Raw genomic sequence first — 19,740 nt, 5'->3', positions numbered from 1 at the left:
GCATGTAGCTTGTTTCGTTATGTTTACCGTGGCCAATTAGGGTTTGAAATTAGCGCCCTTGTGGGCTGGACCCTTCGGCTGCGCTCTCAGGATGACGTGCGGGATGACTCTGCGGAGATTCTCCCCCCCTATTTTGTTATGGTGGTTTTTACTAACATCTAACCTCATACTACTGATTACCATTACTAAAACAATTGGCCGCGAAAACGTATAAATTAGCTACATGCTGGGTCTGAAACTCACTCCAAATTTGCTTTCTGCTTGGTCATAGATACAGTAGTTGGTTAGATAGGTTTACCGCTTGAGCTTACTGAAGGGTTTGTCATTTACTGGCAGGGCGTATTGTTTCGATACGTTTTTTCTCCCTGTGAGTAAGCCTTTGGCATTAAGCTATCTTTCATTGACATCAAAGACATGGATATGTCGTCTTATAAGCAAAAGGTGTCGAACATGTGGAGAAACAGCAGAGAAACTCCGTAGCCCAGAGGTAAATGACAAACCCTGAAATGACCCAGGCCTAGGTTTGAGTTTTGGGTGGGTCCTGCGCCCTTTGGGCTAGATCCTTCGGCTACGCTCAGGATGACGTCAAGAAAAAATGCTGGCTGCTTATTTTGGGGAATCCCCCCTATAGATTTTACCGCTTGTGCATACTGAAGGGTTTGTCATTTACTGGCAGGGCGTATTGTAATAGTAGTGAGAAGTGGGAAGTTAGAAGTTGGAATCAACTGTGGTAACCTAAATGGCCAGACTAGTTAGAAATGCCTAGATTCTAGGCGCAGTTGATGGACCAGGGCGGGAGCGTATCTTCTAATACGTGGGAGAATGGTAGTCAGAGGTGAGAAGTTAGAGGTTGGTAAAATGCTTGGTTCGTTTTTGGCCATTTTGTGTGGTTTGCGCCCTTGCGGGCTAGATCCTTCGGCGTGCCTCAGGATGACATCAGGAAACTAGTAAGATAGTTGGTTAGTTGGATAGTTGGATAGGGTTAAACCACTTAGCCTACTGAAGGGTTTGTCTTTTACTGGCAGGGCGTATTGTAATAGTAGTGAGAAGTGGGTAGTTAGAAGTTGGAATCAACTGTGGTAACCATATAAGGAGACCCAAATGGCCAGACTACTTAGAAGTGCCTAGATTCTAGGCGCAGTTGATGGACCAGGGCGGGAGCGTATCTTCTAATACGTGACTGGTCTGGGCTAGCAATTGCAACAACTAAGATGGGTACTTCTAAGCTGTCTGCAGCAGAGGACTACCTTAGCCCATAAGTAAATGACAAACCCTGAACTGACATGCTCATGGGTTTGTCATTTGTGTGGTTCCTGCGCCCTCGCGGGCTAGATCCTTCGGCTGCGCTCTCAGGATGACGTGCGGGATGACAATTATTGTGCTAATTGTTCTTTATATTGAAGTTGATATAAATCATGGTAAATTCCACCGTTGTTTAATAGCTCTTGATGGGTTCCAATCTCTCGGATTTTACCTTTGTGCATTACTATTATTTTATCAGCGTTTTGTATAGTGGATAGGCGATGGGCGACTACAATTGTTGTCCTGCCTTCTTGAAGTTTTTCTAATGCGTCTTGAATTATACTTTCTGTTTCAGTATCAATGTTTGCCGTAGCTTCATCAAGTACTAGTATAGATGGGTCAAATGCTAAGGCACGGGCAAAGGCCAAAAGTTGCCTTTGTCCAGCAGAAAGTGTTGAACCTCTTTCCTGTACCTTCTGGTCATAGCCATCTGGTAGTTTTTCGATAAATGAATCTGCATAAATCGTTTCTGCTATTTCCTTGATTTTATCGTCGTCTATATGTTCATTATTTAATTTGATATTACTTTTAATATCACCGCTAAAAACAAAGACATCTTGTAGCACCACTCCGATATTCTTTCTTAACTCTTCTTGATCAACATCTTTAACATTTACACCATCTATTAAGATCTCACCTTTTTGAATATCATAGAAACGACTTATAAGGTTTATAATAGAGGTTTTGCCAGCTCCAGTAGCTCCAACAAAGGCAACAGTCTCGCCGGGGTTTACTTTAAAGTTTACATCTTTTAATACCCACTCACCTTCATTATAAGCAAACCATACGTCTTTAAACTCAATAGAGCCATCTACTTCCCTTAACTCTTTTGACTTTTCAGGGTTAACTACTTCAGGCTCTGTATCTAAAAGCTGAAATATTCTTTCCGACGATGCCATGGCAGATTGCAGTATATTATATTTCTCTGTAATTGCATTTATTGGCTGGAAAAACATCTTTATATAGTTTATAAACGCATATAGCACACCAAACTGTATGGCCCCTTGAATAACTGAACCACCACCCCACCAAATTATAAGTGCTAGCGCTAAATAGTGTAGAACGTCTATAAACGGTCTAAATATGGCAAACACTTTCACTTCCCTTAAAGAAGCTTTAAGGTGTCCTTGGTTAATATCGTCAAACTCTTTGAACTTTTTATTTTCTTGTTTAAATATCTGTACAATTTTCATACCAGAGATGTTTTCTGCAATGCTTGCGTTTATCCTAGCAAGCTTTGTGCGTACATCCCGATACGCTTGCCTTGCTTTAATTCTAAATATTATGCTGGATATAAACACTACAGGTAGTACAGCCATAACTATTAAGGCCAGCTGTACATCAAGGCTAAACATTACGACTATAATACCTATCAACATAAATATATCTTTAAAAGCATTAACCATGACTCCGACAAACATTTCATTGAGAGTTTCTGTGTCATTAGTTACACGAGTAACTAACCTTCCAACTGGACTTTTATCAAAAAAGCCTAAGTTTAGCTTTTGTAGGTGGGAAAATATATCCACCCTCAAATTATAAATAATCCTAAAGGCGGTACGATGTAAAATATAAATCTGAGCGTAGTTAACTCCAAACCCAAGTAACACAACAACTAAAAATATAGTTCCTAGTCTAATCAACCCATCGACATCATATTCCCGAAAGGTTTGGTAAACCTGGTCATCCATTAGATCACCAGTGAACTCTCCGTGTTCATTTATAAAGAAAACCTGTCCCTGTCTTTCTTCAATAGTAAATTCTTCTCTTTCAAACGTCGATGGCACTAGATAGTTTTCACCTTCATAAACCATTATTTGGTATCTGGGCCTGCCTGGGTACTCTTCATCTAAGTGCCGCTCTTTTATAAATGTTTTGTTATTATACTGAATTCCGTCCTTAGGCTCTTCCCCCTGCTCAAAAGCTACCATGGGGGATGTAAAAATATAGTCGTCAATAGCTAAGGCAACGATATATGGACGAGCAATCTCTATCCCTGTTACAAGGGCCAACATCAAAATAGATACCAAAAATGCTTTCCAATATGGTGCTGCATACTTAAGTAATCTTTTCATCAGCCGACCGTCATAAGCTTTTCCTAACATTTCCTCTTCATGAAAACTCTTATTAGCCATATCTTTCCCCCCTTTATGCGCTTCCTAGTTTTTCTTCTAATTGTTGCTTATAGTGTAGGTTAGCGTAAAGCCCATCTTTATCCACAAGCTCTTCATGATTTCCACGCTCCACTATTTCACCATCATCCATTACAATGATTTCATCTGCATCTTTAACAGTAGAAACGCGATGGGAAATTATTATGCTGGTTCTGCTTTTCATGATATCTTTTAACTGCCTTAGAATTTCTTCTTCCGTTTGGGTATCAACAGCAGATAAGCTATCATCTAATATAAGAATGTTGGGATCCTTTATTATTGCTCTTGCAATAGAAACTCTTTGCTTTTGGCCTCCAGATAATGTTACCCCACGTTCTCCCATCATGGTGTCAAACTTTTGCGGGAACTCGATGATATTGTCATAAACATGAGCAAACTTTGCCGCTTCCTCTACTTGCTTTTGCTCGTAGTCTTTTAATGCAAAGGCTATATTTCCCGAAATATTTGTTGAGAACAAGAAGTTATCTTGTGGTACATACCCAATACTTTCACGCAAAGGCTTCAACTTTATATCGTTTATATCCACACCATCTATAAAAACTGTGTCTCTAGGTGGATTCGCTAATCTAAGTAATAAGTTCACTAAAGTTGTCTTTCCACTCCCTGTCCTGCCAATAATAGCTAAGGTTTCTCCTCTTTTTATTTTTAAGTTTATATTTTTTAAAGCTTCCGTTCCGTCTTCATATTTAAATGTCAGGTCCTTAATCTCTACATCACCTTTTACATCAACATCTAAGGCGTTATCGCCATCATATATATCTGGCTCTTCATCTAGAATTGTGTTTAACCTGTCCATTGAAGCGCGGCCACGCTGCAATACGTTTATAACGTGCCCAATAGCCATCATCGGCCAAATCAGCAGGGTCAAGTAAGTGTTGAAAGCTACAAAGTCACCAATTGAAATATCTCCGTTAATAACGGCGATACCACCAAACATAATTATCAAAATTACGCTCAAAGTCGAGATTACTTGTACTAACGGTTGTAGTACTCCCCATATTTTAATCAAATGAATGTTTTTATCTACATGCTCTTGGGCCGATTTTTTAAACCTATTTATCTCCTCATCTTCTTGTACAAATGCCTTTACCACTCTAATCCCTGATAGATTTTCTTGCACCGACTCTGTCATAGAAGAAAAGGCGGCTTGAACCCTTTTAAACCTTCTATGAATGACTTTCCCAAAGGAGACAACGCCTAAAGCCAAAAATGGCAAAGGCACCATAGCGATTAAAGTTAACTGCCATCCTACTTGTGCAAGCATTAAAATTGTGGTTATCACAGTTAAAACAATAGCGTCTGTCATCATAATTATACCGCCGCCAAACGCCATCCTTACTGCGTTAATATCGTTTGTTGCGTGCGCCATTATGTCGCCTGTTTTCATCCTATTAAAGTAGCTTGGAGACAGCTTTTGCAGATGTAAAAACAGCTTTGTTCTTATAAAGTATTCCAGCCTCCTAGCAGAACCTGTAATATATATTCTCCACAAAGCTCTACTAACTCCCATAAGAAGACCAATACTAGCTAAAATTATTGCATATCTAACTAAATCTGAGCCATCTAGTAGTCCCTCTGCTAACTGATCTGTTATATTACCTAATAATCTAGGCACAAACATCTGGATACCATTTACAACAAGTAACCAAAAGATTCCAAATGCATAATACCACTTATATTGCTTAAAAAAACTTTTCAAATACCTAAATCTTCCCATATATGTACCCCCTTTATTTACTTCGGCACTCTAATTATATCATGAATATAAATTTAAGACAATCGTAATATAAATGATATTTTTGTCTTTTATATCTATTGTATATAATTTTGAATAAAGTGAAAGTGTTAGTTTAAAAAAGCGTTACGTTTTGAAACGTAGCGCTTTTTTAAATTAACATCAATCATTTTTTGACTCCAGCGAATTGTTCCCCTAGTATGTCCGTTAAGTCTGAAATTACTTTCTCATCTTCTCCAAAATATTGAACTATAATCCTTCCTCTTTTATAAAAGCTAGGGGGCTTCACCCAACTAACAGATTTTACTTTGGACCCTGAAGTATAGTGAGCACCATTTGGGTCAATTTGACTTGCTGCTGTTTCCATCTTTAATTTACTGCGGAACATATAAATGTATAAAGTTTCCTCGTTAACTTTCAACCTTTTCGTTTTTGTTGGGATAAAAAACTCCTCAGTCTCATAAGAACTAACAATATAACCCTTTTCCTCTAAATCAACCTTCAAACTTTCTATACTATACGTGTTCGAACAGCCAGTAAAAGTTACAAGCAGAAATATAGGTAGCAGCATTTTTAAAAATGACATTTCAGACCCTCCTTAATTATAAAACAACTTAGTTAAGGATATTATTGCACTTGTTCTTTATTAAACTAAAAAAAGAGCAGCTGGCTATAACCAACTACTCTAGGGGGGACTATTCTACTATTTCAAATGCTTTTGAACCAGCGCCACATATAAAGCACTTGTCAACTGGTTTTAGTTCTACATTTCCACATATTGTACAAAGGTGGAAGGTAAACTCTTCGCCTGATTCTAGATTATCTAGCATTTTTTGATAAAGGTTAGCATGTACTTTCTCTGCTTCCATGGCAAACTTAAATGATCTAGCTGCTTGCTTTTCTCCAACTTCTTCTGCTCTTTTTACCATTTCTGGATACATTTTTTCAAACTCAAATGTTTCCCCTTCTACACCTTCTTTAAGGTTTTCTTCGGTACTATTGATACCATTCATAGCCTTTAGGTGGGAATGGGCATGAATTGTTTCTGCCAAGGCTGCAGCTTTAAACATTTTTGCAGCATTTTTGTGTCCTTCTTTTTCTGCTTGCTTTGAAAAAGCTAAGTATTTTCTATTAGCTTGTGATTCACCTGCAAATGCTTCCTTTAAATTTTCTAATGTTTTTTTATCCATTATGTATCCCTCCAAGTTTTTTATTCTTTTTTAGTTAATTATATTTTATGTAATATTAGATGCTTATTAAATAATAATATTAAATGCTATTAGTAACTGTTCTTGATTAAATTATACATTCCATTATAAATATTGTCAACATGTTTGAATATATTTTTTTACTTCTCCTAACAAAGATTGGGTACCAAAGACACATATGTTAGTTATTTTGTTATTATATAGCGTCTTTAGCCCATCTGTTGGGTTGTCCGATACTAAAATATCATTATAGCTTGAAATAGTGTTTTCAAATGGATATTGGGTTTTGCTGGCCTTTGTTAAAATTAAAAGATCAAACTTAGACTTAAGTACATCAACTACTCCTTCTAAATCTTTGTCTTTTGGCAAAGCTAACAAGCAACCTTTTTTTCCCTTTGTGGGTAATGAATCTATAAATAAACTAACTTCCCTAGCAGATTCACTACTTACCAACCCGTCGAAAATAAAGGTCTTATCTTCAACTGTCATTACTTCACACCGACCGTCAAGGGTTAGATTGTGTGACATCTCGTTTAGCTTTTTTTCATTTAAATCCATTTCACAAAAAAAGCGAGCTGCTGCTGCAGCATTTGCAAAGTTTTCCATAATATATAGTGGAATATGAGGAAAGTTAAGATTATATATTTCCTTTTCGATTTCCAAGCTCGCTTCGGTGTAGGTTTTATTGTGTTTAACACTGGACACCCTAAAGTCTTGCTCGAATATCTTCGAGCTTATGTTATGCTCATGTGCCTTTTTTTTAAACAGTGGGAGTACCACATCATTTACTTGTTTTGAACATATGGCGTTAGTTGTTTTTGTGTTCAGTGCATTTATTTTGGTTTGAGCTATATCTTTTATTGTTTTTCCTAGCCTATATTTGTGTTCCAAAAAAATGGGGGTAAAGATTATGTTCCTTCCCAGCATAAAGGTGTCGTCATACTCCCCACCCCTTCCAGATTCTAAAATGTTATAGTCAGTTTGATGCTCGTTAAAATAATTTAAGGCCATAGCCAATAAAATGGCATTTGGCCCTAAGTAACCTGGCCAGCTTATGTTACTTCCTACATTATTTATAGGTTCTTTTAGCTGTGTTGTCAGTCTATTAAAATCTTCTGCGCTTATTTTTTGGCCATTTACCTGGATTCGTTCCTTAAAATCTACCAAATGAGGACTTTTAAACAAGCCAACTCTAGCCCCATGTCTTTTTAAAATTTCAGCAAGTATTTCCGCTGTGCTTCCTTTACCTTTACTGCCGACTATAATAATGTTTTTTCCTATATCTAACTTGGTATCGCAGCGACACAGAAGCTGCTTAGTAAAATCAGGGTTTCTAAATTCACTATCGTGAAGGTCTAGAGGAACATTTTTTCCTACTTTGTTATAAAATGAGTATATAATGTCGAGGCTTTTTTCAATTGACATCTTCATATACCTCCATAAGATGAAAAATTTTCCTTAAATGTTGATGGAAATCTCCCTTAGCATAAACAAAATCACCCGGCTTAAGTTGTTCTTTTAGATATTTTGCAAGTTGCTCACAGTCTGATACTATTTGTATGTCATTAGTTATATCTGAAACAAAATCCTTGTGTTCTAGCCATTTATCTCCAATAAGATATAGAGTTTTAATTTTTTTAATATATGGAAGTAGCGCGAGATGAAGCTCCCTAAAGCTGAAGTTTTCAGAGTTAAATTTATAATCATATCCTAATATTACATTTCCTTTATTGGGTGTTAAGCTAAAGAATGTTTCTAAACCAGACTTCAGTCCAGGAATATTGAAATGTTGGGTATCATCGTAAAAGTTAACACCTTTAACTTCCTTTAATTTACTTGTTTCATAGTTTTCGTGTACGATTCCAGAGAAGGCTTTAATTCCAGACACTATGTGCTTAACGGGCAAACCAATACTGTGACTTAATGCAAAGACACCACAAGCGTTTAAAACATTATGTTTCCCCAGTAAAGGGGTCTTTACAGCAAACTCTTTTTCATCTTTTTTTATTTTAAAAGTACTTCCTTCCTTTCCTAAACTAACGATATCTTTTATAACATAATTATTTTGCAGTCCAAAGCCAAAAGTTATAGTTTTATCCGTTATATGATGTTTTAAGTGGGGATCATCTCCATTTAAGACTATTTTATCTGGGGGAGTGCTGGTATAAGCTAGTTTAAGCTTATGGTACGCTACTTCCTTAAGACTCTTCAGTCTATCAAAATGAGTGTTACTAATGTTTGTAACTAATAAGTAGGTTGGGGATATAGATTCAGCCAGTGAAGGCAGTCTTTTTAATCCATTTACTCCAGCTTCAATTACTAGCCAATCCTTCTTGTTTGCATTAAACAAGACATGGGATGTCCCACCAAATCCATTTATATTTCTAACAGTTTTTAGAGAGCTCGTTTTTGCTGACTTAAGCACCGAATCAATCATTTCTTTACTAGTTGTTTTACCACAGCTTCCCGTTACTGCTATCACTTTTCCCTCGTGATTTTGCCTATAGTATTTCGCCAGCGACAAGCTTGCTTTTTGTAGATCTTTTACAATTATATAAAAAGAAAAATCTTTGGTTTCAACTAAGTTAAGCTGATTTGCTTCTAGCAATACACCCTTGGCTCCTTTTGCAGCCATTTTTGAAATAAAATTTGTGCTGTCTATGTTTCTATAACTATTTATATATGGAATATATAAAAAAGGTGTTTTAGGATTATCCTGCTTTAAAACATCATAATATATATAATCAATAGAGATATTTTTTTCCCCGACTAATTTACCAGATACAATATTAGCTATTTTGGAACTTGTTAAATTCAATTAAAACCTCTCCTTTTGCTATATTTTCCTTTAAATTCATTTTATCTTATGATATACTTTTTTACCACAGGAATATATTTTCCTTTTTTTAGATGAGAATGGAGGTGAATATAATGAAGAAATGGCGCTGCACAGTATGCGAGTATGTTTATGACCCAAAGCAGGGTGAAGAAGGTGTTGCTGAGCCTGGCACACCCTTTGAAAAGTTGCCTGACGATTATGAGTGCCCTGAGTGTGGGGTTGGCAAAGAGCTTTTTGAAGAAATAGATGAATAAAAAAATCACACATTTGCTATAAGCAAATGTGTGATTTTTTTGTTTTATAGTTATATTAGTTATAAAGGCAAGATAAATAGCGCTATCATAATAAAATGGACTATACTGCCAGCCATCACCCATAAGTGAAAGTTTTCGTGAAAGCCAAACTTATTAGGTATAAAGTCGAACCATTTTTTTGCATAAACTATAGCACCAACAGAATAGAACACACCACCTAGAATCATTAGTACAATTACCTCAGTTACGTAAACTTGAATTAAGTGGTAAAATGGCACAATTGCTATCCACCCCATACTTAAGTAGATAACCGAAGATACCCACCTAGGAACATTTATGAAAAAGAACTTTACTACCATTCCAGCTAAGGCTAACCCCCAGATAGTAGAAAGCATTGCTACCCGCCAAGGTCCTTCTAGTCCATACATAAAAACTGGAGTATAGGTACCAGCTATTAAAGCAAAAATGGCCAGGTGGTCTATTTTCTTTAAAGTTTTTTCTACTCTTTCCGTTGATTTAACCCAATGATATGCAGAACTTGCCCCATATAATGCAATTAAGCTAACTCCATATATGGCCATGGATATTGCTTTTACAGCATCCCCTCTGGCATTTGTAATCAAATACACTGTACCGATAACTGCTAAGATACAGGTAATAAGATGGGTCAATGTACTAACCGGCTCTTTTATTTTAAACCTCAACTCCTACACCTCACTATCATATATTATCACTACTGATATACTTTCATCTATATTATCACTAGTGATAATATATGTCAAATCCGGTAATTATGGTTCAAAAAAAAGCTAACTCTTTTATTAAGAATCAGCTTTATTCCGACATAATATATTTTTCAATTCCTTCAAAGATTAACTTTGTTTGTTTAAGACTTGATAGCAGTTCATTTCTTTGATTAGCAAGTTCTGTTAAACCCGTTTCTGTAATTTCATAATTTTTTTTGTTTCTTTTATCTGGATCATCCCAGTTTGAAACCATATAACCTTTTTTTTCCATCTTTTTTAGTATTGGATAGATTCCTCCAGTGCTAGGGACCCATTTTCCAGCAGTAATCTCTCCTACTTCTACAGAAATTTCGTTGCCATTTTTAGGACTACGAGAGACGACCTCCATCACCAAAACCGGAAGTACTCCTTTAGCCAAAATAGTTCCTACCATTTGGCTTTCTTTTTTTCGCTGCTTTAATTGGTTCATCTTTTTTTTATATTCTTCTTCGATTTTTTGTTCTTCCTTATCCCAATCTATAATAACTTTATCTGACATTTGTATCCCCCTATTCTTGGGAAGAATGTTTTTTAAGCTTTTCTAAGTCTTTAATAATAATTTTTTTATTTGAAATTAGCTCTATAAGTCCTGCGTCTTGTAGCACTCCAAGCTTTCGGCTTATAGTCTCTCTAGCCACTCCAACATAGTTAGATAGTTCTTCCCTAGACATAGGAAGGGTTAGTTTGATCCCGGAATTATTAACTGTACCGAATTCTTCTGCTAAGCTAGCTAAAGTTTGAGCAAGCCTTGCCTCTACATCTTTTGTGCCTAAGCTTTGTACTAAGCTTTCTACCTTTTGCAGTCTATCCCCAACTGTTTCCATCACCTTGACTATGATGTCAGGGTTTTGAGTAATGACTTCCTGAAAATGATGACCTGTCAGTACACAAACCCGAGTTTTCTCCATAGCCACCGCACTGTAATTTATTGTTTCTTTTTTCAAAAGACTTAGCTCACCTATGGTATCGCCATCGGATAGGATATATAAAATCTGTTCCTTTCCTGAGGGGGTATCTTTAAAGATTTTTATCTTCCCACTATTAACTATATATAGATTTTGTGTTGTATCACCTTGCATAAAAATGACTTCGCCTTTTTTAAATGTCTTATGATTTACTTTAGAGCTTATTTTTGATAAGTATTCTATGTTTAGACCTTGAAATATAGATACCTTTTTAGAACAATATTGTTGAGTACACTGACTACATCCACAGCTTTCCATAATTCTATCCCTCCCCAACCTAACTTGGTGCTACAAAACTTTTCTACCTTTACAGATAACCACTTTTTCTTTAACCTAACCTTTAACAAAAGGGGTTAGATTATTTGTTTGATTTTAAAGTCTTCATTTTGAAATTATCTACGACTATTAACTATTATAACAGAAAACAATCCAAAACTTAACATCAAGACAATATGTAATAATAAAGTGAAAGTCCATCAGTGAGTGTTGCCTTTCTAACACCAAATTTAGCTTTTACTAGCTCTTGGCTCCTAAATTTTATTAATGGGCTTTTTTACAAACTGCTAAGGTCTAAAGCCAGTTGACTCTGCGATAAATAGTTCTTTTTATTTTAGGTTAAACTAAAACAAAATACCGTAAAAGGAGAGAGACAGTTTGAGTAAAGACCCTTTAAATATTATGGAGGCAACAGTCCTTTGGGAAAGTGCAATGACAATGAAACTCACTATAAACGCTAACAAAATTATGTTAAATCACGCCAAGGATGAAGATTTGAAGAAATATTTAACTACAAAAATTAATAAGGTGGATGCCCCTATTCTCGAACAAATGGAGTCAATGCTAGAACAAGAGGGGATTTCCTTGGAAAATTCTTTTAGTTCAAAACCAAGCATTAAAGGTGATCTTCCTGCAGGATCTTTTTATGAGGATATTGAGATTGCTCAATATTTGACAGGTGAAATAAAAGGTGGGCTAATTGGTCTTAGTGGTGCCATGGCATCTTTTACTCGCGAAGATCTTGCTACCCAATTTGTTAAATTCCATTCTCAGTGTGTTGATTCCGGAAGAAATCTTTTAAAACTTATGAAGAAAAAAGACTGGTTAATTGTGCCACCTAAATTCAAACAGTAACAAACAAAAAGTATCCTGCTGGATACTTTTTTGAGTTTATTAGCTATCTTTTTTCGCCGTGCTTTTCACCATTTTCTACAGTTTGGATGTTGTTTTTTTCGTCAACGAAAACAATAGTAGGCTCGTGGGCCTTTGCCTGATTTTCATCAACTTGACAGTAAGAAATAATGATTACGTTATCTCCTGGTTGAACTAGCCTAGCTGCTGCACCATTTAAACATATAACCTTACTGCCTGGCTCCCCCTCTATAACATATGTCTCTAGTCTGGCACCATTGTTATTATTAACAATCTGTACTTTTTCGTGAGGAAGTATATTTGCAGCTTTCATCAAATCTGAATCAATAGTAACACTTCCTACATAATTCAAATCCGCTTCCGTAACAGTTGCTTTATGAATTTTTGATTTAAACATTGTTAGTAACATAGTATTTACACCTCCACTATTAAATTATCTATCAGTCTAACTTTGCCGATTTTAACTGCCAAAGCTAGCAGGGTTTTACCCTGTATAGTTTTTACATCTTCAAGTGTATCAAAATCCACAACCTCTATATAATCAAGCCTAGCCTCTTGATAAGTTGTTATTTCATCCTTTAAAACTTGTTTAATCTGATTTGCATCTAAACAACCATCCTCTATCATTTCCTCTGCCTTTTTTAACGATTTATAAAGTACAGTGGCATGCTCTCTCTGCTCTTTTGTCAAATTTACATTTCGAGAACTTAATGCTAATCCATCGGATTCTCTAACTATGGGACATGGGACTATATTTACAGGGAAATGAAGTTCCCTTGCCATCTTAGAGATAACAACAACCTGTTGTGCATCCTTTAAACCAAAATATGCATTGTCGGGAAGTACACAATTAAAGAGCTTAGATACTACTGTAGTAACCCCTCTAAAATGACCCGGTCTTGAAGCGCCACACAACTTATCGGTCACCCCATAAACATCAACATAAGTATTATAAGACTTAGGGTAAATCTCGTCAACAGTCGGATAGAAAATAACATCTACCTCCATATTTTCTAACATTTCCTTGTCTCTTTCGAAATCCTTTGGGTAAATATCGAAGTCTTCACCCTCGCCAAACTGAGTAGGATTAACAAATATGCTTACTACTACAATCTCATTTCTTTTCTTTGCTTCTTCAACTAAACTTAAGTGCCCTTTATGCAAAAATCCCATTGTAGGAACAAAGCCGATTTTTTTTCCGTCTGACTTTTGTTGCTGAGAAAATGTCTGCATATCATGAATTGAATTAATGATTTTCATGTTAAACCTCCGCTAATATTAGTAAAGCTTTTTTAGAACATCTTCTTTTATGGTAAACGAATGCTCTTTTTGAGGAAAATTGGATTCTTTAACTTCTTCTATATAATCTTTTACAGCTGTTTCCATTTGCCCACCGACGTTAGCATATTGTTTAACAAACTTTGGAGCCATATCACTATACATTCCAAGCATGTCTTGATATACCAAGATTTGGCCGTCTGCTTTATTCCCTGCGCCAATGCCTATAGTAGGGATTTTAAGTTTTTCACTTACAATTTCAGCTAGTTCAGCAGGTACACACTCTAATACGATAGCAAACACGCCTGCTTTCTCTAAAGCTAGTGCATCATCTATTAACTTTTGAGCCTGTTTTTCTGATTTACCTTGAACCTTATACCCTCCAACGATATTTACCGATTGAGGAGTCAAGCCAAGATGACCCATTACAGGTATTTGAGCGTTAATTATACCCTCAACTTTATCGATAATTTCAATTCCACCTTCTAGCTTTACAGCCTGTGCGTTACCTTCTTGTATAAGCCTACCTGCATTTTTTATCGACTCTTCCTTACTAACATGGTAAGACAAAAATGGCATATCTGCCACAACCATTGCATTTTTACAGCCACGAGCTACAGCCTTGCTATGATGAACTATATCATCTACTGTCACCTTTAATGTGTCATCATATCCTAGCATAACCATGCCTAAGGAGTCACCTACTAGCAATGCATCTATCCCTGCATTATCAAAAAGTTTAGCTGTTGAATAATCATAAGCAGTGAGCATAGTAATCTTTTCACCTTTTTTCTTAGCTTTTGCAAATGAACTTACAGAAAATTTACTCATTAAAATTTTCCTCCTTTAGTATTTTTTTAATATGGTCTATTTTTTCCGGGCTTAACCCCCGTTTTGCTGCTATATCCAATGTTTTAAGGCCCATTAGTGCATATATATTTTTTATTTCTAGCAAACCTTTTTTTTCATAGGCATCTAGGTGTGATGATATGGTGGAAACATCCCCCCGGACAATAGGCCCTGTTAATGCTTGGGTTGTATCCAAATTAGAAATGTTTGAAACTGTGCCTGTAGCTAGGTTGCTGATGATTTCACATGAAAGCTCTCTATCTATCCCTGTATCTTCTAGCAGTTTTATAGCCGAATCTAATAGAGTTACTAAGTAGTTTGAAGCTATGCATGCAGCGCTGTGATATAAGGATTTATCCTCAGGAGAGATCTCGGTGTTATTATTTCCAAGGACGGTAAGTATATTGCTAATATCTTTTTTGTTTCCTTTGCCCTCCCAGGCAAAAAATGTGTCTTTTAACTTCTCTGCTGATGCTACAGGATCAGCAAAAGATTGAAGAGGATGTAGGGAGAAAGTGTTGCACCCCTGCTGTTTGGCCATTTTTAACTGTTCAGAACTTAAACTTCCTGACATATGAGCTATTGTTTGGCCCTGTGAAAACCCAACTTGTTCTGCTACTTCATTACAGACTTTTTCAATTAAGTCATCAGGAGTGGTTATAAAAACGACTGTGCTATTTTTTGCTACTTCTTCTAAGGCTAAGGATTTAGAATTGGTTAACTTAGCCGCTTCTTGAGCAGATTCTAGTGTTCTACTATAAAACCCTGAAAGCTCAAGTCCACTTTCTTTCAGATAAATACCGAAACCTTTAGCAACTTTACCAGCTCCTATAAACCCGATTTTCAAAATTATCCCTCCTTTAAATTAAAAAATAAAATAAAAAAATCTATCTTCCAATAATGGCAGATAGACACGCATAAATATCCCTTTTAAAGTGTAGGGAACATCTATATTATGCCTGTCTCATGCCAAAAAGGCTTTAAGCAGTATTTTTATAATAATTATTCATTAACATTTTTAAGGTTACCTCCATTTTTATGGTAGGCTCCTGATAGTTCCATTATATTCTAGATTAAAAAGTTTGACAACCGTCAATTTAATAAAGTACATATTAATACACTTTTCCAACTATAGTTTGCCCATAATAAAGTTTAACTAACAATGCTTTAACTTGCTGTTGGCCCTATCCTATCAGTTTGTTAGTACTGTATACCAACTTTCGCATTTACTAAATCATAAAAATAGCGTCAATCAAGTGATTGACGCTTCAAATTAATTTAGAAGTTGTGTTATATATTTTTATGTGACCCAAAATGCCGATACCCTAAAATTTTCAAAACCCTGTTAATTCAGGGGGGTGCTCTGTTCACAAGCTCCACTGTCCACAAAATGAGGCATAGTGTTACAGATGAAACGCAAGCTCCCAATGTCAAAATGTAGGTTGAAAATTATAAGGTGTATCGAACACCTCAGGCGCTCTTATATACTTATTATAATTATTTTTTCTCTGATGTCAAGTTGTTAAGATTTTATTAACTTTATTAAATAATACGTTTAACTTATTTACATTATACCATCTTCTTAGCATAAAATCCACTTTTTAATTTGGCGTTTTCTGGGTTAAAAATTTGTGATATTAATCAGTAAAAGAGTACATTTCCAAAAAGAAAATGTACCCTTTTATTGATTATCCAGCCTTAGCTATCGATTCGTCGCCTACTTTAATTTCTTGCCACTTTCCACCTTTGAACCTATAGTACATCATTACAGCACGCACTAAGTTATCTAGAACCATGGCATACCATAATCCATGGATGCCATAGTGGTTTGCAAATATATATGCTACTATTACTCGCATACCCCAAGTTCCAGCCATGGTTGTAAATAAGACAAACCTTGTATCTCCAGCTCCTCGCAAACCTCCAGCCATAACCATTACAAAAGCCAATGCAGGCTGAGAAATTGCAAGTATCTTTATGCACTCTGATACAACTTGTCTCACACTTTCATCCCTATGAAAGAACATAGCTATTAAGTCAGAACCAAAGAAGAAGAACAAGCCAACTCCCGCCATAAATATAAAGGCCATTTTAGTGGCCAAATATCCGCATTGTTTTGCTCGCTCATAATTCCCTGCTCCTAAGTTTTGACCTACCAAGGTGGTTGCTGCTAAGCCAAACCCGAATCCCGGCATAAAGGAAAAGGACATAGCCTTTAACACTATCGCATTAGAGGCTATCGCTAAAGGGCCTAAAGAGGCAGCTATCATTGTGAAAATTAGCTGTCCACTACTTCTTACCCCTTGCTCACCAGCAGAGGGAATCCCAATTTTAAGGATATCCCGTATGATTCTTTTCTCGAATTTTATCTGAAAAAGCTTTAACTTAAAGTGTTTGTTTCTAGTTAAAACTATTGCTCCTGTTATTCCTGCTATACTTCTAGCTCCTCCAGTTGCTATAGCAGCACCTGCTACTCCAAGCTGAGGGAAAATACCTATACCAAATATAAGCAACCAATCAAATAATATATTAAATGCATTAGCAAATATCATTATATATAATGGAGTTTTCATATCTCCTGCTCCTTGCAGGATAGCATTTGTATTCATCATTACAAACATAAGAGGCAAAGAAAAAACAATAATTCTTAAATATATCGTTCCCTGTCTAACTACTTCGGCAGTATTTCCATCCCCTGCACCTCTCTCCACTAAAAACCTCATTATAGGTTCTGCAAATAAGGATCCTAATATTGCCAAAATAACCCCCGATCCAAATGTAAGAACTATTGATTGCTGAGCTACTTCACCAGCCTTTTTAGGATCTTTTGCCCCAACATACCTTGCTATTAAAGCTGTTGTTCCAATAGTAAAGGCGGTAGCCACTGTTATTGTTGTCATAACTAGTTGATTTGCCATTCCCACCCCTGCTGTCGCTTCGGTGCTATCTAGTTGCCCTATAAAGGCTAAGTCCACAACTCCTACTATCATTTGAAGCGTCATTCTAAGAACTACTGGTAGAGCTAATAGAATCACCGCTTTTTTTAATGACCCTTTGGTAACGTCCATATTTCCCCTTCTTTCGTTAGTATAATATTTCGACTATAGTATTATTATAGTATATTTAAAATAATTTATAAAGGGAAAATGTTAAATAAGTCTAAGATTTGTTTAACCTGTGTCTACACTATAAAAGCTACAAGCCCTCCTACAAAAAAGGCGATGACAATACTACAAACTACTGTAATAGCTCCTATAAAGATACCTCTTTCTTTAAAAGCTATCATTATCGAGGCTATACAAGGAGTAAAGAGAGTAATGGTAGTTAGCGAAACTAATATTTGATCGGCAGTTAGGGATAAGTTATAAAGCCCAGCGGTACCAAAATCGCGTCGTATTAGTCCCATAATAAAAGCGTTTGCTGTCTCTTTAGGTAAGTCTAGCCAGTTAACGGTTATAGGGTAAAAAAATTTTTGAATAACTTCTAGCAGCTGAAAATACTGTAATAATGTAATTATTGCTGCACCAAGAGCAAATAAAATGCTAGCATCTTGTAAAAAGCCTATGGTTTTACTATAGGTTTTTTTTATGACATTTTTAGGTTTAGGCATGCGAAGAGTGGGAAGGTCTAATATAAGATTAGAAGTTTTTCCTGGAACAATCAATGATAGCAGTATGCCAACAACACAAAACACTGCTAGCATAACAGTAATGTAAATAAATATGTGTTTTGCTCCTAATGGGGCTATCATACCAATAATGACTCCCAGCTGGGCGCTACACGGTATACTAATAGCTAATAGAAAAGTAGCTATAGTACGCTCTCTTTTATTTCCTAATATCCTTGTAGATATAATCGCCATGGTGACACAGCCAAACCCCAAAATAATGGGTATAATACCTTTACCGTTTAAACCTATTTTAGTCATATGTTTATCTAGAAGAACTGCAACCCTCGGAAGATATCCACTATCTTCCATAATAGATAAAAGTAAGTAAAATCCGATGACCAAGGGGAGTAATAGACCCAATAGATATGTAACAGTTAATGTAAAAACCCCAAACTCTCCCACAAGCAGTTGTCCTATTAAAGAGTCAAAGTTTACGAAGGTAGTTATCAGTGCGACAATTCTTGGCTGGATATATTCCCCCATCAAAACTCCTTCTGTAAAATCAACTATCCTCTGGGCAACAATATCCCCTATAAATAAGTACATTAAATATAACACTGCAAATAAAACTACGGTACCCCACAGGGGATCAAGTAGATAGTTGTCAATCTTAGACTTAAAACTTTTTTTTATATGTTGTTCAGTAACAACTTTTTTAGTAATGGCTTCAATTCTTTTTCGTCTTCTTATGTAAATCTTCTCTCTATCCCCTGTTTGCTTCAATTTGTATTTCTTCAATAATTCTTCGTCTTCTTCTAAAAGTAGCACCCTTTCCTGATGATTGATTGCAGGAAATTTTTTTGATGCCATTGAAATTAATTCTCCATCTCCGGCACCGACTTTCGCATTTTTTATCGACTTTAAAAGGAGGTTAAATCCCTTTTTCTTTGTTGCTACTGTTGGTAAAATAGGAATATTTAAAAGTTTAGATAAGTATCTGTAGTTTATTTTTCTACCGTTTTTCTCAGCTTCATCTACCATATTCAAGGCTATTATCATAGGTTTTCCAAGGTCTATTAGCTGTAGCGTTAAAAACAGGTCCCGTTCTAAGTGGTTAGCGTCAATTACATTTAAAATAATATCGCTTTCTAACACAACTTGCCGTGTTACTTTCTCTTCATCGTTATATGAGGATACTCCATAAACCCCAGGGCAGTCGATAACTTCGTATTCTTTAAACTGTCCCTTACTAATATCTACTGTTGTCCCCGGGTAGTTTGATACTTCCACATAAACACCTGTTAAGTAGTTAAAAAAAATAGATTTACCTACGTTGGGGTTTCCAACTAAAGCTAGCCTCTGCTTTCTCATAGCTTTCCCTCCTAACTACTATCTGATTGGCTAATTGTTGTCCAATTGCTAAGTGAAAATTGTTTAAATTAACTATAACAGGGCCTTTTTTGATATTTTTGATACACAAAATCTGAACTCCTTCTAGCAGACCAAAACGAGTAATCTGTCCTCTATATTTATTATCATTTATTCTTTTTATGATCGCTCTTTGACCGGCCTTAACTTGTGTTAACCTCATA

The 19,740-nt window shown here is 35.9% G+C and carries 18 protein-coding genes and 1 other RNA gene; 2 read left to right on the top strand and 17 right to left on the bottom strand.

Going from position 1 to position 19,740, the window contains the following annotated elements; genetic code table 11:
- Positions 1-1,373 precede the first annotated feature (1,373 nt).
- The 6 genes from PRVXH_RS04550 to murF all read right to left on the bottom strand — a co-directional run bounded on the left by PRVXH_RS04550 (position 1,374) and on the right by murF (position 9,237).
- Positions 1,374-3,437, bottom strand: a complete 2,064-nt coding sequence (locus tag PRVXH_RS04550) for an ABC transporter ATP-binding protein (protein ID WP_353894131.1) — start codon at positions 3,435-3,437, stop codon at positions 1,374-1,376.
- 13 nt (positions 3,438-3,450) lie between these two features.
- Positions 3,451-5,193: an ABC transporter ATP-binding protein gene (locus PRVXH_RS04545; RefSeq protein ID WP_353894130.1), complete on the bottom strand. Its 1,743-nt coding sequence runs from the start codon at positions 5,191-5,193 to the stop codon at positions 3,451-3,453.
- 184 nt (positions 5,194-5,377) lie between these two features.
- The gene (locus PRVXH_RS04540) at positions 5,378-5,797 is read right to left on the bottom strand and encodes a hypothetical protein (protein WP_353894129.1); all 420 of its coding nucleotides are present in this window, start codon (positions 5,795-5,797) and stop codon (positions 5,378-5,380) included.
- A 109-nt stretch (positions 5,798-5,906) separates the two neighbouring features.
- Complete coding sequence (locus tag PRVXH_RS04535) at positions 5,907-6,404, bottom strand: ferritin family protein (RefSeq protein WP_353894540.1); 498 nt, start codon at positions 6,402-6,404, stop codon at positions 5,907-5,909.
- Between the two features lie 132 nt (positions 6,405-6,536).
- Positions 6,537-7,844, bottom strand: a complete 1,308-nt coding sequence (locus tag PRVXH_RS04530) for a hypothetical protein (protein WP_353894128.1) — start codon at positions 7,842-7,844, stop codon at positions 6,537-6,539.
- Entirely contained in the window at positions 7,834-9,237 is a 1,404-nt protein-coding gene (gene murF / locus PRVXH_RS04525) for a UDP-N-acetylmuramoyl-tripeptide--D-alanyl-D-alanine ligase (RefSeq protein WP_353894127.1), read from the bottom strand. Before murF ends, PRVXH_RS04530 begins: the two co-directional genes overlap by 11 nt.
- A gap of 113 nt (positions 9,238-9,350) precedes the next feature.
- Here murF and PRVXH_RS04520 point away from each other — a divergent pair, with 113 nt between their 5' ends.
- On the top strand, positions 9,351-9,512 hold the full coding sequence (locus PRVXH_RS04520) for a rubredoxin (protein ID WP_353894126.1): 162 nt from the start codon (positions 9,351-9,353) through the stop codon (positions 9,510-9,512).
- A gap of 59 nt (positions 9,513-9,571) precedes the next feature.
- Here the strand turns inward: PRVXH_RS04520 and PRVXH_RS04515 are convergent, their stop codons facing one another.
- The 3 genes from PRVXH_RS04515 to PRVXH_RS04505 form a co-directional block, all read right to left on the bottom strand.
- Positions 9,572-10,216 (bottom strand): hemolysin III family protein, encoded by a 645-nt coding sequence (locus PRVXH_RS04515; protein WP_353894125.1) that lies wholly within the window; start codon positions 10,214-10,216, stop codon positions 9,572-9,574.
- Positions 10,217-10,346: 130 nt separating this feature from the next.
- Positions 10,347-10,796, bottom strand: a complete 450-nt coding sequence (locus tag PRVXH_RS04510) for a PadR family transcriptional regulator (RefSeq protein WP_353894124.1) — start codon at positions 10,794-10,796, stop codon at positions 10,347-10,349.
- 10 nt (positions 10,797-10,806) lie between these two features.
- A complete protein-coding gene (locus PRVXH_RS04505) occupies positions 10,807-11,520 on the bottom strand; it encodes a Crp/Fnr family transcriptional regulator (protein ID WP_353894123.1) in 714 nt (237 codons plus the stop codon).
- Between the two features lie 396 nt (positions 11,521-11,916).
- On the opposite strand from PRVXH_RS04505, the gene PRVXH_RS04500 reads away from it, so the two are divergent.
- Entirely contained in the window at positions 11,917-12,393 is a 477-nt protein-coding gene (locus PRVXH_RS04500) for a DUF3231 family protein (protein WP_353894122.1), read from the top strand.
- 43 nt (positions 12,394-12,436) lie between these two features.
- Here PRVXH_RS04500 and panD read toward each other — a convergent pair whose 3' ends face one another.
- The 8 genes from panD to PRVXH_RS04460 form a co-directional block, all read right to left on the bottom strand.
- Positions 12,437-12,820: an aspartate 1-decarboxylase gene (panD, locus tag PRVXH_RS04495; RefSeq protein ID WP_353894121.1), complete on the bottom strand. Its 384-nt coding sequence runs from the start codon at positions 12,818-12,820 to the stop codon at positions 12,437-12,439.
- 5 nt (positions 12,821-12,825) lie between these two features.
- On the bottom strand, positions 12,826-13,671 hold the full coding sequence (panC, locus tag PRVXH_RS04490) for a pantoate--beta-alanine ligase (protein WP_353894120.1): 846 nt from the start codon (positions 13,669-13,671) through the stop codon (positions 12,826-12,828).
- An 18-nt stretch (positions 13,672-13,689) separates the two neighbouring features.
- Positions 13,690-14,520 (bottom strand): 3-methyl-2-oxobutanoate hydroxymethyltransferase, encoded by an 831-nt coding sequence (gene panB, locus PRVXH_RS04485; RefSeq protein WP_353894119.1) that lies wholly within the window; start codon positions 14,518-14,520, stop codon positions 13,690-13,692.
- Positions 14,513-15,385 (bottom strand): DUF2520 domain-containing protein, encoded by an 873-nt coding sequence (locus PRVXH_RS04480; protein ID WP_353894118.1) that lies wholly within the window; start codon positions 15,383-15,385, stop codon positions 14,513-14,515. The genes panB and PRVXH_RS04480 overlap by 8 nt, the downstream gene beginning before the upstream one ends.
- 456 nt (positions 15,386-15,841) lie before the next feature.
- A non-coding RNA gene (ssrS, locus tag PRVXH_RS04475) (6S RNA) lies at positions 15,842-16,018 on the bottom strand.
- Positions 16,019-16,226: 208 nt separating this feature from the next.
- Positions 16,227-17,606: an MATE family efflux transporter gene (locus PRVXH_RS04470; RefSeq protein ID WP_353894117.1), complete on the bottom strand. Its 1,380-nt coding sequence runs from the start codon at positions 17,604-17,606 to the stop codon at positions 16,227-16,229.
- A 113-nt stretch (positions 17,607-17,719) separates the two neighbouring features.
- Complete coding sequence (feoB, locus tag PRVXH_RS04465) at positions 17,720-19,519, bottom strand: ferrous iron transport protein B (protein WP_353894116.1); 1,800 nt, start codon at positions 19,517-19,519, stop codon at positions 17,720-17,722.
- Positions 19,473-19,739 carry a FeoA family protein gene (locus PRVXH_RS04460; RefSeq protein WP_353894115.1) on the bottom strand — a complete coding sequence of 89 codons (267 nt, stop codon included), beginning with the start codon at positions 19,737-19,739 and terminating at the stop codon, positions 19,473-19,475. The genes feoB and PRVXH_RS04460 overlap by 47 nt, the downstream gene beginning before the upstream one ends.
- Position 19,740 lies beyond the last annotated feature (1 nt).

Origin of the sequence: Proteinivorax hydrogeniformans (genome assembly GCF_040515995.1) — a bacterium.
GTDB lineage: Bacteria > Bacillota > Proteinivoracia > Proteinivoracales > Proteinivoracaceae > Proteinivorax > Proteinivorax hydrogeniformans.
The sequence above is the reverse complement of the archived record's forward strand: the minus strand, read 5'-3'. Positions and strand labels throughout refer to the sequence as shown.